Here is a 15,773-nt window from a genome sequence, read left to right on the forward strand (position 1 = left end):
TAAACAGATGAATACGGGTATCAGCGAACCTGGTCGAGCTTGACGCGCACGGGTTGCGGGTCGGAGCCGTCGAGCAGCACGCCATGGTGTTCGGTATTGATGAACAGCAGTTTGCCGCCCAGCTCGATGCGCGCGCTCAGCGCATAGCGGTGGCCGGGTTTGACCTGGCGCGGATCGTAGGTGAGGTGGAACGGCAGCGGCACGTTGCCTTTGACCGGGCCGGCCTGGCGGGCCAGGGTCACTGCCGGGGCGTCCAGCAACGACACGTCCTGCAGTTCGACGCTCAGGGTGGCGGCCGGGGGCAGGGCAATGCGCTGCAGGTAGAAGACTTCGCCATCCAGGCTGGCCTGGGCGGGCGGGGTTTGGCTGGAGCAGGCTGCGAGCAGGGATGCGCAACACAGCATAAAGAGCTTTTTCATGGAATCTCCGTTGTCCTTGGAGCCGGCTTGTGGCCAACCCCAGGGACTTTAGCGGATTTTCCCTAATCAATCATGGAGCACGACCGGGGGCGTCGCCACGTTATCGACCACCACGCGTTCGGTGCCAGACAAGGTGTGAGGGTTTACGGCGTGATGGGCGTTGTTGATGAACTGCAGTTGCCCGTTCTGCTCGATGCGCACGGCCAGCACGTAGCTGCCGCGCGGGTCGAGCTGGCTGAGGTCGCAGGCCAGTTGCAGCTTGATCGGCAGTACACCGGCGCACTGAAGGCGCAGCTCGGCCTGGCTGACGGCCGGCGCGTCGGCACGGGACACGTCGAGCAGGCTCAGTAGCACCTGGGCGGAGGCTGGCAGGTAGTTGTCGCTGGAAGAAACGATTTCGACGTCGATCGATTTGATCTGGTTCATGGTGGTGCTCCTTGAGAGGGGGAAAGCACGGCGATGCTGTCCCCTCTCAAGGCCTGGCGGCAGACAGAAAAGCTACCCTTGCACCACGTCTGAAGGCTCGTCGCGATGCAGCGCCACCTGGCGGATGGACAGGCGCAGCTCGGCCGACAGCACGCGCTTGGCCACGCCCTCGGCCAGTTCGCCGAGCTTGTCGTGGTAACCCAGCTTGCCTTGGGCATCGGCATGCAGCACGCCTTGCTGGAGCAAGGTCTGGATGAAGTGGCGGAACAGCGTCTTGTCGAAGAACTCCGGGGCGTTCAGGCCATGCAGGATCGACAGGCGCTGGGCCATTATCACACACAGGTCTTCCAGCGCTTCGGCGCTGAGGCTGTTCTGCCCGCTGTTGAGCAGCAGGGATGTGGCCATGTAGAAACGCTGCAGCGTCTGGGTGATGGTGCGGGCCAGCAGGGTCAGCAGCACGAACTGCCGCGAGCTCGGCGGCGGGCGCACATAGATGTCGTTGTCCTGGCGCAGCAGGCCTTGCTCGACCAGCGCCGCCAGCCACTGGTCGATGACGTCGTCCAATTGCTGCGGCGCCCAGCGCAGGAACAGTTCGGCCTGCAAATACGGGTACAGCGCGTGCACATACTGCCCCAACAGTTCGCGGCTCATGCGCGAGCTGCTGAGGAAGAAGCTGGCCAGCAGCGCCGGCAGGGCGAAGATGTGCAGCACGTTGTTGCGGTAGTAGGTCATCAGCACCGCATTGCCTTCGTCCAGGTACAGGATGCGGCCCAGGGCGTCCTTCTGCTCGGCGACCAGGTTCATGCTGCGCACGTGTTCGATCAGGGCCTGGCTGTCACCCTCGGGCAGGGTGATGTGCGGCGAGTAGGGCACCTGGCGCAGCAGGGCCAGGTACAGGTCGAGCACGCGGACCAGGGCGCGTTCATCCAGGGCCAGGCGGCTGGTGGACAGCAATGCCATGGCCACCAGGTTGACCGGGTTGATGGCCGCCGCCTCGTTGAGGTGGCGGGCCACGGTCTCACCCAGGCGATGGGTAGTGGCGTTAAGCCAATCCGGGCGGTATTGCGGGCCATGCTCCTGCTCACGCCAGCCGGGTTGTTGCTGGTCGAGGAAGCTGGCCAGGCGAATCGGCTCGCCAAAGTTGACCGACACCTGGCCAAAGCGCTGCCTCAGCGCGCCGAACACCTTGAAGATATCGAATACCGACTCTTTCTTCTTGCTGGCACCGCGCAGCTCGCCCAGGTAGGTGCGGCCTTCGAGCACGCGCTCATAGCCGATGTAGACCGGCACGAACACGATGGGCGTGCGCGACGAACGCAGGAAGCTGCGCAGGGTAATGGCCAGCATCCCGGTGCGCGGTTGCAGCATGCGCCCGGTACGGGAACGGCCGCCTTCGACGAAGTACTCCACCGGGAACCCCTTGGTGAACAGGGTGTGCAGGTATTCGTTGAAGACCGCGGTATACAGGGGGTTGCCCTTGAAGGTGCGGCGCATGAAGAACGCCCCGCCACGGCGCAGCAGGTTGCCGACCACCGGCATGTTGAGGTTGATGCCCGCGGCCACGTGCGGTGGCGTGAGGCCGTTGCGGAACAGCAGGTACGACAGCAGCAGGTAGTCGATATGGCTGCGGTGGCAGGGCACGTAGATCACTTCGTGGCCGGGCGCGATGCCCTGCACCTGCTCGATGTGGTTGACCTTGATGCCGTCGTAGATCTTGTTCCAGAACCAGCTGAGCACCACTTCCAGGAAGCGGATGGCAGTGTAGGTGTAGTCAGAGGCAATCTCGTTGCCGTAGCGCAAGGCCTGGGCTTCGGCCTTGGCCAGCGGCAGGTTTTCGCGCTGCGCCTCCTCGGCGATGGCCTGGCGCACCAGCGGTGCATGAACCAGCCCCTTGACCAGGTTGCGGCGGTGCGAAAGGTCGGGGCCGATGACCGCGGTCTTGAGGTTGCGAAAATGCACGCGCATCAGGCGCTGGGCCATGCGCACAGTGCGTTCGTGGCCTTTGTTGTGCTGCACCAGTTCGCGCAGGTGGATGGGGGCAGAGAACTGCACGCGGGTCTTGCGCCCGAGTATCAGTACGGTCAGCAGCCGCCGCAAACGCCCGGTCACTGCCCAACTGTCGGCAAACAGCAGTTTCCACGGGCTGGACTCGCTGGCCGGGGTCTGGCCCCAGAACACGCTGACTGGAATGATCTGCGCATCTTCCTCGGCATGCCGGGTAACGGCAGCTACCAGGCGCTCGAGGGTGGGCGGGGCGCCACGCTTGTCCTGGCGGCCCAGCCAGTCGGGGTCGGGGGTCAGGTAGAAGAACGCGGCGGGTTCCTGCAGCGGACCGACCGTTACCGGCAGCACCGGGCGCGGAAGCCCTGCCTTGGTGCACTCGTGGTCGAGTACGACCAGGTCGGTGAGCGCCGGCGTAGGCAAGGCGTAGATCACTGGCCGGCTGCGGTCCAGGTTCAACGACATGGCCGACTGGTTGATGGTTTCGGAGCGCACCCACAGGTACAACAGGCGACGCAGGGCGCCGAAAATCAGGCGGCGCAGGGGGGAACGGGTCATGGGGTGTGTGCCCTGGGTGTGATGTTCAGGTGAGTATCCAGTTAATTAGTCTGCCGTATGTGCGTAAGTTCAGCAAAAATCGGCCAACAGCGGGACCGTCATCAATTTTTTTTGTGCTGTGGCATATACTCGGCCTGCCACTTGCAGGTTATTTCGGCAAGCGGCGTTGGCACGGGGCAGGTAAGCCCATGCCTGCACGGCGATCTTCACAATAAAAAACCGGAGTAGTTCAGATGTCGTCTCGTGAGACTGGGAATGTAAAGTGGTTCAACGATGCCAAGGGTTATGGCTTCATTCAGCGCGAAGGTGGTGCGGATGTATTCGTCCACTATCGGGCGATTCGCGGTGAGGGGCATCGTACCCTGGTCGAAGGGCAGCGGGTTGAATACGCTTGCGTGCAGGGCCAGAAAGGCCTGCAAGCCGAAGACGTGGTAGGCCTCTGAGCCTTAAGCTATAAGCTTCAAGCTGCAAGTGACCGTGTACTTGCAGCCTGATGCGAGCCTTCTTGAAACTTGCAGCTTGAAGCTTCAAGCTCAAGACGTACGCCAGGTGATTTCCTCTTCACCGTCGGCGCTGATGCGGACCCAGCGGTCGGCATCTTCCTCGCCGTCTTCCTCGACCCAGCCACCCGGTGCGCAGCGTACTTCCACCCCCAGTGCGGCGAATGCAGCGCGGGCGCAGGCAATATCGTCGGCCCAGGGGGTCTGGTCGCTTTCCAGGTACAGGCTGTTCCATTTCCCTACAGCCTTCGGTAACCAAGTGACCGGAATGTTACCGGCCTGGCATTTGAAGGTCTGGCCTTTCTGCTTCCATTCGCTGCACGGGCCGATCGCCTGGGCAAGCCACCCGGCAATCTGTTTGTGGTCGACGTCGGCGTCCTTCAGGTAGATCTCGATATCAGGTTGGCGCATAAGGGCTCCGGGTGTGCTCAGTCTTGGCGCACAAAATAGTCATAACGCATGGAAACCGTTACCTCGAACGGCTCGGGCTGGTCGATTACCCGTGCACGTTTTTCGGCGCTGGCGCGCCAGCCGTGTGGGGTCATGGCCAGCAGGTCGGCGCGGGCCTTGGGGGCTGCCAGGCTCAGGCGCAACGCCAGGGTTTCGCTGTGGGCATGGACCATGCCCTCGGGGACCAGGGCCAGGTGCTTGTCGTCGGCGTAAGGGCGTACTTCATCGTAGAGCACTTCGCGCAGTTCCATCAGGTGGCCGCTGGTCGGGCCTACCCGCATCAGGCCACCGCCGGGGCTGAGCAGGCGTTTGGCTTCGGCCCAGTCCAGCGGGCTGAATACGCTGGCGATGAACTGGCAGCTGGCATCGGCCAGCGGCACCCGGGCCATGCTGGCGACCATCCAGGTGACAGCCGGTGCGCGGCGGCAGGCACGCTTGACCGCCTCGCGGGAGATATCCAGGGCGTAACCGTCGGCAGCAGGCAGGGCCTGGGCCAACTGCGCGGTGTAGTAACCCTCGCCGCAGCCAATGTCCAGCCACGCACCGGGCTGGCGCTCGGCGGCCAGTTCGGCCAGGCGCTGGGCCACCGGCGCGTAGTGGCCACCGTCGAGAAAGTCGCGACGCGCCTCGACCATGGCCTGGTTGTCACCCGGGTCACGGCTGTTCTTGTGCTGCACCGGCAGCAGGTTCAGGTAGCCCTGGCGGGCCCGGTCGAAGCGGTGGCCTGCCGGGCAGGCCACGCCGTTGTCGACTTGCGCCAGCGGCGCCTGGCAAAGGGGGCAGGCAAGCATCAGGCGAGCAACCGGACCAGGGTCTGGTAGTAGATTTCGGTCAGCAGGTCGAGGTCGCTGGCCAGAATCCGCTCGTCCACCTGGTGGATGGTGGCGTTGACCGGGCCCAGCTCGACCACCTGGGTGCCCAGGGTGGCGATGAAGCGGCCATCGGACGTGCCGCCGCTGGTCGACGGTTGGGTGTCGCGGCCGGTGACACTTTTGATGCTGGCCGAAACGGCACCCAGCAGCTCGCCCGGCTCGGTGAGGAACGGCAGGCCTGACAGCGCCCAGTCGATCGACCAGTCCAGTTCGTGCTTGTCGAGGATCGCCGACACCCGCGCCTGCAGGCCTTCGACGGTGGACTCGGTGGAGAACCGGAAATTGAACAGCGCAGTCAGCTCGCCCGGGACCACGTTGGTGGCACCGGTGCCGGAGTTGAGGTTGGAGATCTGGAAGCTGGTCGGCGGGAAGAATGCATTGCCTTCGTCCCAGTGCTCGGCTGCCAGCTCCGCCAGGGCCGGTGCGGCCAGGTGAATGGGGTTGCGCGCCAGGTGCGGGTAGGCCACATGGCCCTGTTTGCCGCGCACGGTCAGCTTGGCGCCCAGCGAGCCGCGGCGGCCGTTCTTGACCACGTCACCCAGCAGGGTGGTGCTGGACGGTTCGCCGACGATGCACCAGTCCAGGCGCTGGTTACGTGCTTTCAGGCGTTCGACCACAGCCTTGGTGCCGTGGTGGGCCGGGCCTTCCTCGTCGCTGGTGATCAGGAACGCGACCTTGCCGCGGTGGTCGGGGTAATCCTGCACGAAGCGTTCGCTGGCAACCACCATGCAGGCCAGGCTGCCTTTCATGTCGGCTGCGCCGCGGCCGCAGAGCATGCCGTCGGCGTCGATCAGCGCTTCGAACGGTTCATGCTGCCATTGCTGCACCGGGCCGGTGGGCACCACGTCGGTGTGGCCGGCGAAGCACAGTACCGGGCCTTCCTGCTGGCCATGGGTCGCCCAGAAATTGTCGACGTCTTCGATGCGCATCGGCTCGAGCTGGAAGCCCACGGCGCCGAGGCGGTTCATCATTTGCGCCTGGCAATCGGCGTCGACGGGGGTGACGGAGGGGCGACGGATCAGGTCGCAGGCCAGTTGAAGGGTAGGCGAGAGCTCGGCAGGGGCCGTCATGGGGAACTCCGGGGCAAGGCAAGGCGGGGAAATCTGAGGGGCGTTATCTTATAGCAAACCAGTCGCGAAAGGGGCGCCAAGCGCCCCCAACATCTCAAGCCTGCTGCGCCTCGGCAGCCTTGTGCGCAGGCTTGGGCAGCGACGACAGCAGCGCCATCACCAGTGCCGCCACGTACGGCAACGACTGCACCAGCAGCATGGCCATCCAGAAGCGCATGTCCGAACTCGGCAGCCCCTGCACCAGGTAGATACCCAGCGCTGCGCCCCACAACAGCAGCATGATGAACAGTTCCTCGCGCGCCTCGGCAATCGCCACCAGCAAGCCATGGCTGTCGGCATGCTTTGGCGTGCGGATGAACGGCATGCTGCTGGTGAAGAACCCGTACAGCACCGCTTTGGCGATGGTATGCGACAGCGCCAGCCCTGCCAGCGCCGCCGCGAAGGCATCCTTCATGTTCACCCCCACCGCACGCCGGTAGAGGAACAGGATCTTGCCGACCTTGAAGAAGAACAGCGCCAGCGGCGGGATGGCGAAAATCATCAGTGGCGGGTCGACCCGGTGCGGCACGATGATCATCGCGGCCGACCACAGCAGCGCGCCGATGGTGAAGAAAATGTTCATGCCATCGGCGATCCAGGGCAGCCAGCCGGCCAGAAAGTGGTAGCGCTGGCCGCGCGTCAGCTGGCTACCCGTGCCGCGCAGCAGGGCGCCGGCGTGGTGCTTGATGATCTGGATGGCACCGTATGCCCAGCGGAAGCGCTGTTTCTTGAAATCGATGAACGTGTCGGGCATCAAGCCCTGGCCATAACTGTTGTGGGCATAAGCGGCCGACAGGCCCTTTTCGAACACGCGCAGGCCCAGTTCGGCGTCCTCGCAGATACACCACTCGGCCCAGCCCAGTTCTTGCAGCACGCTGCGCCGGGTCATGGTCATGGTGCCATGCTGGATGATCGCGTCACGGTCGTTGCGGGTGACCATGCCGATGTGGAAGAAGCCCTTGTATTCGCTGTAGCACAGCTTCTTGAATGCACTTTCGTGTTGGTCGCGGTAGTCCTGCGGCGACTGCACCACAGCAATTTTCGGGTCGGCGAAGTGCGGCACCATGTGCTTGAGCCAGTTGCGGTCGACGCAGTAGTCCGAGTCGATCACCGCGATCACTTCGGCGTCTGGCGCGGTGTGCGGGATCAGGTAGTTCAGCGCGCCGCCCTTGAAGCCAGCCAAGGGCGCGACGTGGAAGAACTTGAACCGCTCGCCCAGTTTCTCGCAATGGGCCTTGAGCGGTTCCCACACGGCCGGGTCCTTGGTGTTGTTGTCGATCACCAGCACTTCATAATCGGGGTAATCCAGCGCGGCCAGGGCGTCGAGGGTCTGCTTGACCATTTCTGGCGGCTCGTTGTAGCACGGTACATGCACCGACACCTTGGGCCGGTAGGCGCTGTCGGCCTGTACCGGCAGGAACTCGCGGCGGCGCTTGTGGATCCACACCGCCTCGGCCAGTTCATGCGCCTCGGTGAGCAGCACGATGAACACCCCCAATGCGCCGAGCGCCAGCAACACGCCGACGGTCAGGCTGAACCAGGTGCTGTATTGCTGGCTGTAGTCGTAGGCGATCCACACCAGCACCGACCCGCACAGGAAGGTGATGAACGTCAGGAAGGTCCGGCCGCGTTGGCGCAAGGCCGAGCCGTCGATGAACAGCACCATCAGCGCGATCATGGCCAGCACCACCGACGCGACCGCCAGGGCGCGCCACTGCGGAATCGCCACCACGGGCCCCTCGAAGTTGAACTTCTGCTGGCGCTCGGCGTTGTAAACGCCCCAGTAAGCGCCTACCGAGCCTTCGTCACTGGCCTTCCAGGGCTGGTCATAGGCTTCGATGACGAAATAGTTGTAGCCACGGCGGTTGAGCGTGTTGACCAAGGTGCGCAGGTAGATGGCCTGATCGGCCTGGGTGGCATCGGCGCCCCCGCGCATGCGGCCATTGCTCGGCCAGCCGACCTCCGACAGCAGCAGCGGCTTTCGCGGGAACTGCTGCTTCAGCTCGCGGGCACGGTCGAGCACAAACTCCACCGAGTCTTTCATCGGCACGAATTCCCAATAGGGCAGGATGTGCGCGGCAATCAGGTCGACGTGCCTGGCCAGCTCCGGGTGTTCCTTCCAGATATGCCATTGCTCACTGGTGGTTACCGGGACCTTGACCGCGGCACGTACCCTGTCCAGGTACTTGATGAGGTTTTCCGGTGTCACTTCTTCGCGGAACAGCGCCTCGTTACCCACCACTACGCGCACCACGCTGCGCGAGGTATTGGCCAACTCGATGGCGGTGGCAATTTCCCGCTCGTTGCGTTCGAGGTCGGGGCTGATCCAGATGCCCAGTGTCACGCGCAGGCCGAACTCTTCGGCCAGCCGTGGGATGTCTGCCTGGGTGCCTTCCACGGTGTAGATGCGGATGCTGTCGGTCAGTTTGCTCAGTTGTTCCAGGTCCTGACGCATTTCTTCGTCACTGGGGTACTGGCCCTTTTGCGGGCTTTCACCCAGGCGGAACGGCGAATACGAGAAGCCAGAGATTTGTTCTGGCCAGGCGGGCGCGGAAACCGGGCGATTGATCAGCGCCCAGAAGCCGGTGAACAACGCAGCGATGGCCAGCACCACAACCAGGTTCAGGCCGAATTTACGTGAAGACATTGTCGTCCATTTCTGTCGAAGTGATAGGACATTAAAGCAGGGTTAGTAGTCCATTTCCTAACGGTGCAGGCCTTGGGCTCGCTGGCATATAATGCGCGCCGGTTTTTTGGGGTATGAACATGAGTACAGAAGATCCACGCTTCGCCGGCGTTGCCCGGCTGTACGGCGACCAAGGCCTGCAACGCCTGGGCCAGGCCCATGTGGCGGTGGTCGGGATTGGCGGGGTGGGTTCGTGGGTGGCCGAAGCGCTGGCGCGCAGTGGCGTGGGCGAAATCACCCTGTTCGACCTGGACGATGTCTGCGTCAGCAACACCAACCGCCAGGCCCACGCCCTGGAAGGGCAGGTGGGGCGCCCCAAGGTCGAGGTCATGGCCGAGCGCCTGCGGGCGATCAACCCGGCCTGCACGGTGCATGCAGTCGCCGATTTCGTCACCCGCGACACCATGGTCGAGTACATCACCGAACACCTGGACTGCGTGATCGACTGCATCGACAGCGTCATGGCCAAGGCCGCGCTGATCGCCTGGTGCCGCCGGCGCAAGATCGCCATCGTCACCACCGGGGGGGCCGGCGGGCAGATCGACCCCACGCAGATCCAGATCGCCGACCTCAACAAGACCTTCAACGATCCGCTGGCATCGCGGGTCCGCTCCACGTTGCGGCGTGACTACAACTTTTCGCGCAATGTCAGCCGCAACTATGGCGTGCCATGTGTGTTTTCCAGTGAGCAGCTGCGTTACCCCAAGGGCGATGGCAGCGTGTGCCTGCAGAAAAGCTTCGTTGGCGAAGGCGTGCGGCTGGATTGTGCCGGCGGCTTTGGCGCGGTGATGATGGTGACCGCCACCTTTGGCATGGTGGCAGCGAGCAAGGCGATAGAGAAACTGGTGGCCGGTGCGCGACGGCCATCGGAGCGGGTCAAGCCCGTGTAAATCCCTGTAGGAGCGGCCTCGTGTCGCGATGGGGCGCGCAGCGCCCCCAACGATGTTGGCCCCCACCCCAGTTAACGTTTGACCACCAGCTCTGCCATGCGCTGCAACACCGCATGTAGCCCGTTGCTGCGCGACGGCGACAGCTGGCGCTCCAGCCCCAGCTGGCTGAACCACCCCCGCAGGTCAAGCGCCAGCAGTTCACCGCTGGTCAAACCCTGCACCCGCACCAGCAACAAGGCCAGCAGCCCGCGTAACAAACGGGCATCGCTACCGGCCTTGAACCGCCATGCGCCATCGGCCTGCTCGGCCACCAGCCACACCAGGCTTTCGCAACCGTGCACCCGGTTGGCCTCGGTTTTTTCGTTGGCAGCCAGCGGCTCCAGCCGGTCGCCCCATTGCATCAGCAAGCGAGCACGCTGTTCCCAGCCCTTGCCCTGTTCGAACGCGGCCAGCGCCTTTAGCGCCTGTTCCGGCAGGCTCATCGCAACAACTCCAGGCCTTGGTCCAGCGCGTCGAAGAAGCGCTGCAGGTCGCTGCTGTCGTTGTACAAGCCCAACGACACACGGATCGCACCCTCCAGGCCCAGCCCCTTCAGCAGCGGCATGGCGCAGTGGTGCCCGGCACGCACGGCAATGCCCTGCTCGGTGAGCAGGTGGGCGATATCGGCATTGTGCACGCCCTCGATGACGAAACTGGCCAGCGCCGCCTGTGGCGTGCCCAGCACCCGGATACCCTCGCGGTCGGCCAGGCCGCGCAGCAGTTGTTGATGCAGGCTGGTTTCGTGGGCGGCGACCGCGTGGCCATCGAGGCTGGCCAGGTAGGCAAGGGTCGCGCCCAGGCCGATCACCCCGGCAATGGGCGGGGTGCCCGCCTCGAAACCCAACGGCGCCGGGCGGAAGCTGGCGCTATGGTAGTCGGCCAGTTGCACCATCTCACCGCCAAACTGCCAATGGCGCAGCAGCTCGAAAGCCTGGCTGCGGCCGTAGAGCACGCCGACACCGTCCGGGCCATACAGCTTGTGGCTGGAAAACACATAGAAGTCGCAGCCCAGCTGCTGCACATCATGGCGCCCATGGACCACGCCCTGGGCGCCGTCGACCACGGTCACGGCACCTTGCGCACGGGCATGGGCCAGCAGGGCAGGCAAGGGCTGCCAGGTGCCCAGCACGTTGGACAACTGGCTGACGGCCAGTACCCGGGTGCGTGGGCCTACCAACTGCAGGGCCTGGTCCAGGTCGATGTGGCCGTGAATGTCCAGCGGCAGTACCACCAGGCGCAGGTCGTGCCGCTGCGCCAGTTGCTGCCAGGGCAGCAGGTTGGCATGGTGCTCCAGCGCGCTGACGGCAATTTCGTCGCCCGCCTCGAAGCGGTGCTCCAGGCCATAGGCCAGCAGGTTCAACGCCGAAGTGGCGCCATGGGTGAACACGATTTGCTGGGCATCGGCGGCGTTGAGCCAGGCGGCCACCTTGTTGCGGCTGGTTTCGAAAGCCTGGGTCGCCAGTGCGCCGGGCAAGTGCTGGGCGCGGTGCACGTTGGCCGCGCCATGGGCGTAGTAATGGCCCAGGGCATCCAGCAAGGCTTGCGGCTTCTGGGTAGTGGCGGCGCTGTCCAGGTAGGTCTGGTGCTGCCGTTGCAGGGCGTCGATGGCGGGGAAATCGGCACGCCAGGGGGAGGGCTGGAACATGATCGCGGGGCCTGGAATGAAAAACGGGTCTGGCGTGTTGGCGCCAGACCCGATGTTAACACCTCAAACCGTGCAAGGTTCTCAGTTGTGGGCGTGCAATGCTTCGTTCAGCTCGATGGCCGACTTGTGGGTCTTGCATTCCACTGCGCCGTTCAGCGAGTTGCGGCGGAACAGCAGGTCGGTCTGGCCTGCCAGGTCACGCGCCTTGACCACCTTGACCAGTTCGTTGTTCTCGTCCAGCAGGTTCACCTTGGTGCCGGCAGTGATGTACAGGCCCGCTTCGACGGTGTTGCGGTCACCCAGCGGGATACCGATACCGGCGTTGGCGCCGATCAGGCAGCCTTCGCCGACCTTGATGACGATGTTGCCGCCACCGGACAGGGTGCCCATGGTCGAGCAGCCGCCGCCCAGGTCCGAGCCCTTGCCGACGAATACGCCAGCGGAAACCCGGCCTTCGATCATGCCCGGACCTTCGGTGCCAGCGTTAAAGTTGACGAAGCCTTCGTGCATGATGGTGGTGCCTTCGCCAATGTAGGCGCCCAGGCGCACACGGGCGGTGTCGGCGATACGCACGCCGGCGGGGACCACGTAGTCGGTCATTTTCGGGAACTTGTCCACCGAGAACACTTCTAGCAACTCGCCTTTGAGGCGTGCTTCGAGTTGCAGTTCGGCCAGTTCGCTCAGGTCGACCGCGCCTTGGTTGGTCCACGCCACGTTCGGCAGCAGCGGGAAGATGCCGGCCAGGCTCACGCCGTGTGGCTTGACCAGGCGGTGCGACAGCAGGTGCAGCTTGAGGTAGGCCTCCGGGGTCGAAGCCAGCGCAGCGTCTTCGGCCAGCAGGGTGGCGACCAGCGGCTTGTGGCTTTCGGCCAGGCGGGTCAGCAGCGCGGCCTGGGCGGCATCCACGCCTTTCACCGCTTCGGCCAGTTGGGCGGCCTGGGCGTTGCTGAAGGCGATGGCCTGGTTGCCACCCTGGTAACCAAGAACAGGCGCGACTGCGGCGACCAGTTCGGCGCTTGGGTTGAGCAGGGGTTGTGCGTAGAACACTTCCAGCCAGGCGCCCTGGCGATTCTGGGAGCCGACACCGAAGGCCAGGCTGAACAGGGTATTGGACATGTGATTACCTCGTGCGAAATAGGGTAGGGGCTCAGGCGAAGGCTGCGGCGTACAGGTCAGGCTTGAAGCCGACCAACGTGCGCGCGCCAAGGTCGAGCACCGGGCGCTTGATCATCGACGGCTGGGCCAGCATCAGCTCGACGGCCTTGGCCTGGTCGAGGTCTGCCTTGCTGGCGTCGTCCAGCTTGCGGAACGTGGTGCCGGCACGGTTGAGGATGACTTCCCAGCCGTGTTCGTCGCACCAGCGGTTCAGGCTGTCACGGTCGATGCCTTGGGTCTTGTAGTCGTGGAATTCGTAGGCGATGGACTGGTCTTCTAGCCAGGTACGCGCTTTTTTCATGGTGTCGCAGGCTTTGATGCCGTAGAGCGTGTAGGTCATTGTGTGCATTGGGGATCACAGGTTGCCCCAACCTCTCCGTTTTTCGATTTCAGTCGCGGGATTATGCGGGAAGCAACCTCGCGGCGCCACGCCTGAGACGTCCATGTCTATTGATCAAGGCGTGTTCAGGCGACCAGGCGCTGTACCGCCCCGATGATCTCTTCACCGTGTCGCTGTTCGGCGGTGCGCAGATCGAAGGCGGTCTGCAGGTTGAGCCAGAACTCGGGGGTAGTATCCAGGCAAATGGACAGACGCAGCGCCATATCGGCGGAAACACCGCCCCGTTCGCGCAGGATATTGTTGACGGTTGGAGTGGCGACGCCCAGCGCCCTGGCCAATGCCGCAGCACTGAAGCCCATTTCTTTCTGGAAGTCCTCACGCAGGACTTCACCGGGATGGATTGGACGCATACCGTTCTTGAGCATGATGCACCTCAGTGGTAATCGATAATTTCAACGTTGGCCGGCCCGTTGTCGGTCCAGGTGAAGCACAAGCGCCATTGGTCATTGACGCGAATGCTGTGCTGACCGGCACGGTTGCCGCTCAACGCCTCGAGGCGGTTGCCAGGTGGCGATCGCAGGTCTCGCAGCTCTGTTGCGGCATCGAGCATGGCCAGTTTGCGCTCCGCGACTGATTTGATATCTGACCAACGTCGCGTTTTTCCAGTAACAAATAGTGCTTCCGTGTCGGCACAGCTGAAGCTTTGAATCATGAGATTGAATGCATAACGTTATTCGTTACGCTTGATTATACGACTTCATCGCGGTAGTTCAAGGGCTTCGCTGCACGTTGCTCGGGTAACGCCGGCCATGATTGCTGGGTATCATCATGTTACATATTCATCCGCCACCTGCGACTATCGTGCAGCGGCCCTGGTTCGCCGATCGCCGCTAACATATTGTTTCAATGGCGATGTTTCGCCCTGTTGTCGTTTCTGGTTCACAAAGGAAGCCTTACCGGATGCAGTCCGCCTACACCGTCCTCATCCTGTTGACCTTGGTCAGCCTGTCGAAACTGGTCGGTCGCCTGATTCCGCTGCCCTTGCCGCTGGTGCAGATCGCCGCTGGCGCCTTGCTGGCGTGGCCGACCCTGGGCCTGCATGTGGCGCTGGACCCCGAGCTATTCCTGTTTCTGTTCCTGCCGCCACTGCTGTTCGCCGATGGCTGGCGGATTCCCAAGCGCGAACTGTGGCGCCTTCGAGGGCCGGTGGTAGCGCTGGCGGTAGGGCTGGTGCTGTTCACTGTGGTCGGAGCCGGTTACTTCATTCACTGGCTGATGCCCAGCATCCCGCTGCCGGTGGCCTTCGCCTTGGCCGCCGTGTTGTCGCCGACCGACGCCGTCGCCGTATCGGCCATTACCCAAGACCGCCTGCCCACCCCGCTGATGCATATGCTGCAGGGCGAGGCGCTGATGAACGACGCCTCTGGCCTGGTGACCTTCAAGTTCGCCCTGGCGGCGGCAATCACCGGGGCCTTCTCGCTGGCCGACGCCAGCTTCAGCTTCGTGCTGGTAGCACTGGGGGGCCTGGCAGTGGGCGTGGCCCTGAGCTGGCTGATCGGCCGCCTGCGCATGTGGATGATCACCCGGGGCTGGGACGACCCTGCGACCCATGTCGTGTTCATGCTGCTGTTGCCGTTCGCGGCTTATGTACTGGCCGAGCGCCTGGGCGTGTCGGGCATTTTGTCGGCAGTGGCCGCCGGCATGATGCAGAGCTGGCTCGACCTGCTGCCACGCCAGACCAGCACCCGCCTGCTCAACCGCAGCGTCTGGTCGCTGCTGGAGTTCGCCTTCAATGGCCTGATTTTCCTGCTACTGGGCCTGCAGTTACCGGACATCATCAAGGCTGTGGTCAGCCACGAAACCACCGTGTGGCCGACCCTGGCCTACCGCTGCCTGGATGTGCTGGCGATTTTTGCCGCGCTGATCCTGCTGCGTTTCATCTGGGTGCAGAGTATCTGGCGCGCGATCGGCGTGCTGCGCCGCTGGCGCGGTAAGCCGGCGCTGGTGCTGGTGCCTACGGCGCGCTCCTGCTGGCTGCTGACCTTCGGCGGCGTGCGGGGTGCAGTGACCCTGGCGGGTGTGATGTCGGTGCCATTGCTGATGGGGGCAGGCAAGGCGTTCCCGGAACGGGACCTGCTGATTTTCATCGCGGCAGGGGTGATCCTGCTATCGCTGGTCAGCGCCTGTATCGCCTTGCCGCTATTGCTGCGCGGGGTGACCAAAAGCGCCGACGAGCGCTTGCAACAGGAGGTGCAGGAAGCCTGGCGGCGCACGGCAGAAGCGGCGATCCATGCCCTGGAGGCGGAGGAAGTGATCGACAGCAATGCGCCGCAGGATGCAGACCAGGCAACCATGGCCACGGAACTGAAGGCGCGCCTGATGGCGGAGTACCGGGCTGAGCTGGACAGTTATAACGACACGGCCGAAGCCAAGGCACTGGCCGAGCAGATGGATTTGCTGGAGCGCCGCTTGCGCCTGCGGGCGCTAAGGGCGCAGCGGCTGGAGCTGTACAACCTGCATCGTCAGCACGAGGTGGGCGATGAAGTGGTACGGCAGGTGCTGGGCGAGCTGGACATGAGTGAGGCGAACCTGGGCCAGGTCAAATAAAGCGCTGGGGCTGCCTTGCAGCAACAGGTATCTCACCTACCCCGGTAGGAGCAACTGTTTTTACTGCAAATTTGAA

16 protein-coding genes are annotated in these 15,773 nt (G+C 63.8%); 3 read left to right on the forward strand and 13 right to left on the reverse strand.

Annotated features, from left to right (window positions below; translation table 11 throughout):
• Positions 1-20: 20 nt before the first annotated feature.
• From L1P09_RS05145 to plsB, 3 genes are all read right to left on the reverse strand, one after another.
• Positions 21-419: a YbaY family lipoprotein gene (locus tag L1P09_RS05145; RefSeq protein WP_029885089.1), complete on the reverse strand. Its 399-nt coding sequence runs from the start codon at positions 417-419 to the stop codon at positions 21-23.
• Positions 420-485: 66 nt separating this feature from the next.
• Positions 486-845, reverse strand: a complete 360-nt coding sequence (locus tag L1P09_RS05150) for a YbaY family lipoprotein (protein WP_029885088.1) — start codon at positions 843-845, stop codon at positions 486-488.
• A 72-nt stretch (positions 846-917) separates the two neighbouring features.
• Positions 918-3,404 carry a glycerol-3-phosphate 1-O-acyltransferase PlsB gene (plsB, locus tag L1P09_RS05155; protein WP_235768550.1) on the reverse strand — a complete coding sequence of 829 codons (2,487 nt, stop codon included), beginning with the start codon at positions 3,402-3,404 and terminating at the stop codon, positions 918-920.
• A gap of 233 nt (positions 3,405-3,637) precedes the next feature.
• Here plsB and L1P09_RS05160 point away from each other — a divergent pair, with 233 nt between their 5' ends.
• Entirely contained in the window at positions 3,638-3,847 is a 210-nt protein-coding gene (locus L1P09_RS05160; protein WP_003252255.1) for a cold-shock protein, read from the forward strand.
• Positions 3,848-3,937: 90 nt separating this feature from the next.
• Here L1P09_RS05160 and L1P09_RS05165 read toward each other — a convergent pair whose 3' ends face one another.
• The 4 genes from L1P09_RS05165 to L1P09_RS05180 all read right to left on the reverse strand — a co-directional run bounded on the left by L1P09_RS05165 (position 3,938) and on the right by L1P09_RS05180 (position 8,982).
• Positions 3,938-4,315, reverse strand: coding sequence for a hypothetical protein (locus L1P09_RS05165; protein WP_009686969.1), 378 nt, complete (start codon positions 4,313-4,315; stop codon positions 3,938-3,940).
• Between the two features lie 17 nt (positions 4,316-4,332).
• Positions 4,333-5,145 carry a putative RNA methyltransferase gene (locus tag L1P09_RS05170; RefSeq protein WP_047150000.1) on the reverse strand — a complete coding sequence of 271 codons (813 nt, stop codon included), beginning with the start codon at positions 5,143-5,145 and terminating at the stop codon, positions 4,333-4,335.
• Positions 5,145-6,296: a succinyl-diaminopimelate desuccinylase gene (dapE, locus tag L1P09_RS05175; RefSeq protein WP_029885085.1), complete on the reverse strand. Its 1,152-nt coding sequence runs from the start codon at positions 6,294-6,296 to the stop codon at positions 5,145-5,147. Before dapE ends, L1P09_RS05170 begins: the two co-directional genes overlap by 1 nt.
• 94 nt (positions 6,297-6,390) lie before the next feature.
• The gene (locus L1P09_RS05180) at positions 6,391-8,982 is read right to left on the reverse strand and encodes a glycosyltransferase (protein ID WP_029885084.1); all 2,592 of its coding nucleotides are present in this window, start codon (positions 8,980-8,982) and stop codon (positions 6,391-6,393) included.
• A gap of 119 nt (positions 8,983-9,101) precedes the next feature.
• Here L1P09_RS05180 and tcdA point away from each other — a divergent pair, with 119 nt between their 5' ends.
• A complete protein-coding gene (gene tcdA, locus L1P09_RS05185) occupies positions 9,102-9,911 on the forward strand; it encodes a tRNA cyclic N6-threonylcarbamoyladenosine(37) synthase TcdA (protein WP_009686964.1) in 810 nt (269 codons plus the stop codon).
• A gap of 71 nt (positions 9,912-9,982) precedes the next feature.
• On the opposite strand, the gene L1P09_RS05190 is transcribed toward tcdA, so the two are convergent.
• The 6 genes from L1P09_RS05190 to L1P09_RS05215 all read right to left on the reverse strand — a co-directional run bounded on the left by L1P09_RS05190 (position 9,983) and on the right by L1P09_RS05215 (position 13,802).
• On the reverse strand, positions 9,983-10,393 hold the full coding sequence (locus tag L1P09_RS05190) for a SufE family protein (RefSeq protein WP_054881203.1): 411 nt from the start codon (positions 10,391-10,393) through the stop codon (positions 9,983-9,985).
• Entirely contained in the window at positions 10,390-11,595 is a 1,206-nt protein-coding gene (locus L1P09_RS05195; RefSeq protein ID WP_029885081.1) for a cysteine desulfurase, read from the reverse strand. The genes L1P09_RS05190 and L1P09_RS05195 overlap by 4 nt, the downstream gene beginning before the upstream one ends.
• 81 nt (positions 11,596-11,676) lie before the next feature.
• The gene (gene dapD / locus L1P09_RS05200) at positions 11,677-12,711 is read right to left on the reverse strand and encodes a 2,3,4,5-tetrahydropyridine-2,6-dicarboxylate N-succinyltransferase (protein WP_009686960.1); all 1,035 of its coding nucleotides are present in this window, start codon (positions 12,709-12,711) and stop codon (positions 11,677-11,679) included.
• 31 nt (positions 12,712-12,742) lie between these two features.
• The gene (locus L1P09_RS05205; RefSeq protein WP_054881204.1) at positions 12,743-13,090 is read right to left on the reverse strand and encodes an ArsC family reductase; all 348 of its coding nucleotides are present in this window, start codon (positions 13,088-13,090) and stop codon (positions 12,743-12,745) included.
• 125 nt (positions 13,091-13,215) lie between these two features.
• Positions 13,216-13,515: a type II toxin-antitoxin system antitoxin GraA gene (gene graA / locus L1P09_RS05210; protein ID WP_029885078.1), complete on the reverse strand. Its 300-nt coding sequence runs from the start codon at positions 13,513-13,515 to the stop codon at positions 13,216-13,218.
• An 8-nt stretch (positions 13,516-13,523) separates the two neighbouring features.
• Complete coding sequence (locus tag L1P09_RS05215) at positions 13,524-13,802, reverse strand: type II toxin-antitoxin system RelE/ParE family toxin (protein ID WP_029885077.1); 279 nt, start codon at positions 13,800-13,802, stop codon at positions 13,524-13,526.
• A 248-nt stretch (positions 13,803-14,050) separates the two neighbouring features.
• On the opposite strand from L1P09_RS05215, the gene L1P09_RS05220 reads away from it, so the two are divergent.
• On the forward strand, positions 14,051-15,697 hold the full coding sequence (locus L1P09_RS05220) for a Na+/H+ antiporter (protein WP_029885076.1): 1,647 nt from the start codon (positions 14,051-14,053) through the stop codon (positions 15,695-15,697).
• Positions 15,698-15,773: the final 76 nt, after the last annotated feature.

Source organism: Pseudomonas juntendi (assembly GCF_021560075.1).
Taxonomy (GTDB): Bacteria; Pseudomonadota; Gammaproteobacteria; order Pseudomonadales; family Pseudomonadaceae; genus Aquipseudomonas; species Aquipseudomonas juntendi.

What these genes read in the sequence shown, in the direction of transcription:
- L1P09_RS05220 (WP_029885076.1), top strand. Translation starts at nt 14,051, where the DNA reads ATGCAGTCCGCCTACACCGTCCTCATCCTGTTGACCTTGGTCAGCCTG.
- plsB (WP_235768550.1), bottom strand. Translation starts at nt 3,404, where the DNA reads ATGACCCGTTCCCCCCTGCGCCGCCTGATTTTCGGCGCCCTGCGTCGC.
- graA (WP_029885078.1), bottom strand. Translation starts at nt 13,515, where the DNA reads ATGCTCAAGAACGGTATGCGTCCAATCCATCCCGGTGAAGTCCTGCGT.
- L1P09_RS05160 (WP_003252255.1), top strand. Translation starts at nt 3,638, where the DNA reads ATGTCGTCTCGTGAGACTGGGAATGTAAAGTGGTTCAACGATGCCAAG.
- L1P09_RS05180 (WP_029885084.1), bottom strand. Translation starts at nt 8,982, where the DNA reads ATGTCTTCACGTAAATTCGGCCTGAACCTGGTTGTGGTGCTGGCCATC.
- L1P09_RS05145 (WP_029885089.1), bottom strand. Translation starts at nt 419, where the DNA reads ATGAAAAAGCTCTTTATGCTGTGTTGCGCATCCCTGCTCGCAGCCTGC.
- L1P09_RS05190 (WP_054881203.1), bottom strand. Translation starts at nt 10,393, where the DNA reads ATGAGCCTGCCGGAACAGGCGCTAAAGGCGCTGGCCGCGTTCGAACAG.
- L1P09_RS05165 (WP_009686969.1), bottom strand. Translation starts at nt 4,315, where the DNA reads ATGCGCCAACCTGATATCGAGATCTACCTGAAGGACGCCGACGTCGAC.
- L1P09_RS05150 (WP_029885088.1), bottom strand. Translation starts at nt 845, where the DNA reads ATGAACCAGATCAAATCGATCGACGTCGAAATCGTTTCTTCCAGCGAC.
- L1P09_RS05215 (WP_029885077.1), bottom strand. Translation starts at nt 13,802, where the DNA reads ATGATTCAAAGCTTCAGCTGTGCCGACACGGAAGCACTATTTGTTACT.
- tcdA (WP_009686964.1), top strand. Translation starts at nt 9,102, where the DNA reads ATGAGTACAGAAGATCCACGCTTCGCCGGCGTTGCCCGGCTGTACGGC.
- L1P09_RS05195 (WP_029885081.1), bottom strand. Translation starts at nt 11,595, where the DNA reads ATGTTCCAGCCCTCCCCCTGGCGTGCCGATTTCCCCGCCATCGACGCC.
- L1P09_RS05170 (WP_047150000.1), bottom strand. Translation starts at nt 5,145, where the DNA reads ATGCTTGCCTGCCCCCTTTGCCAGGCGCCGCTGGCGCAAGTCGACAAC.
- dapE (WP_029885085.1), bottom strand. Translation starts at nt 6,296, where the DNA reads ATGACGGCCCCTGCCGAGCTCTCGCCTACCCTTCAACTGGCCTGCGAC.
- dapD (WP_009686960.1), bottom strand. Translation starts at nt 12,711, where the DNA reads ATGTCCAATACCCTGTTCAGCCTGGCCTTCGGTGTCGGCTCCCAGAAT.
- L1P09_RS05205 (WP_054881204.1), bottom strand. Translation starts at nt 13,090, where the DNA reads ATGACCTACACGCTCTACGGCATCAAAGCCTGCGACACCATGAAAAAA.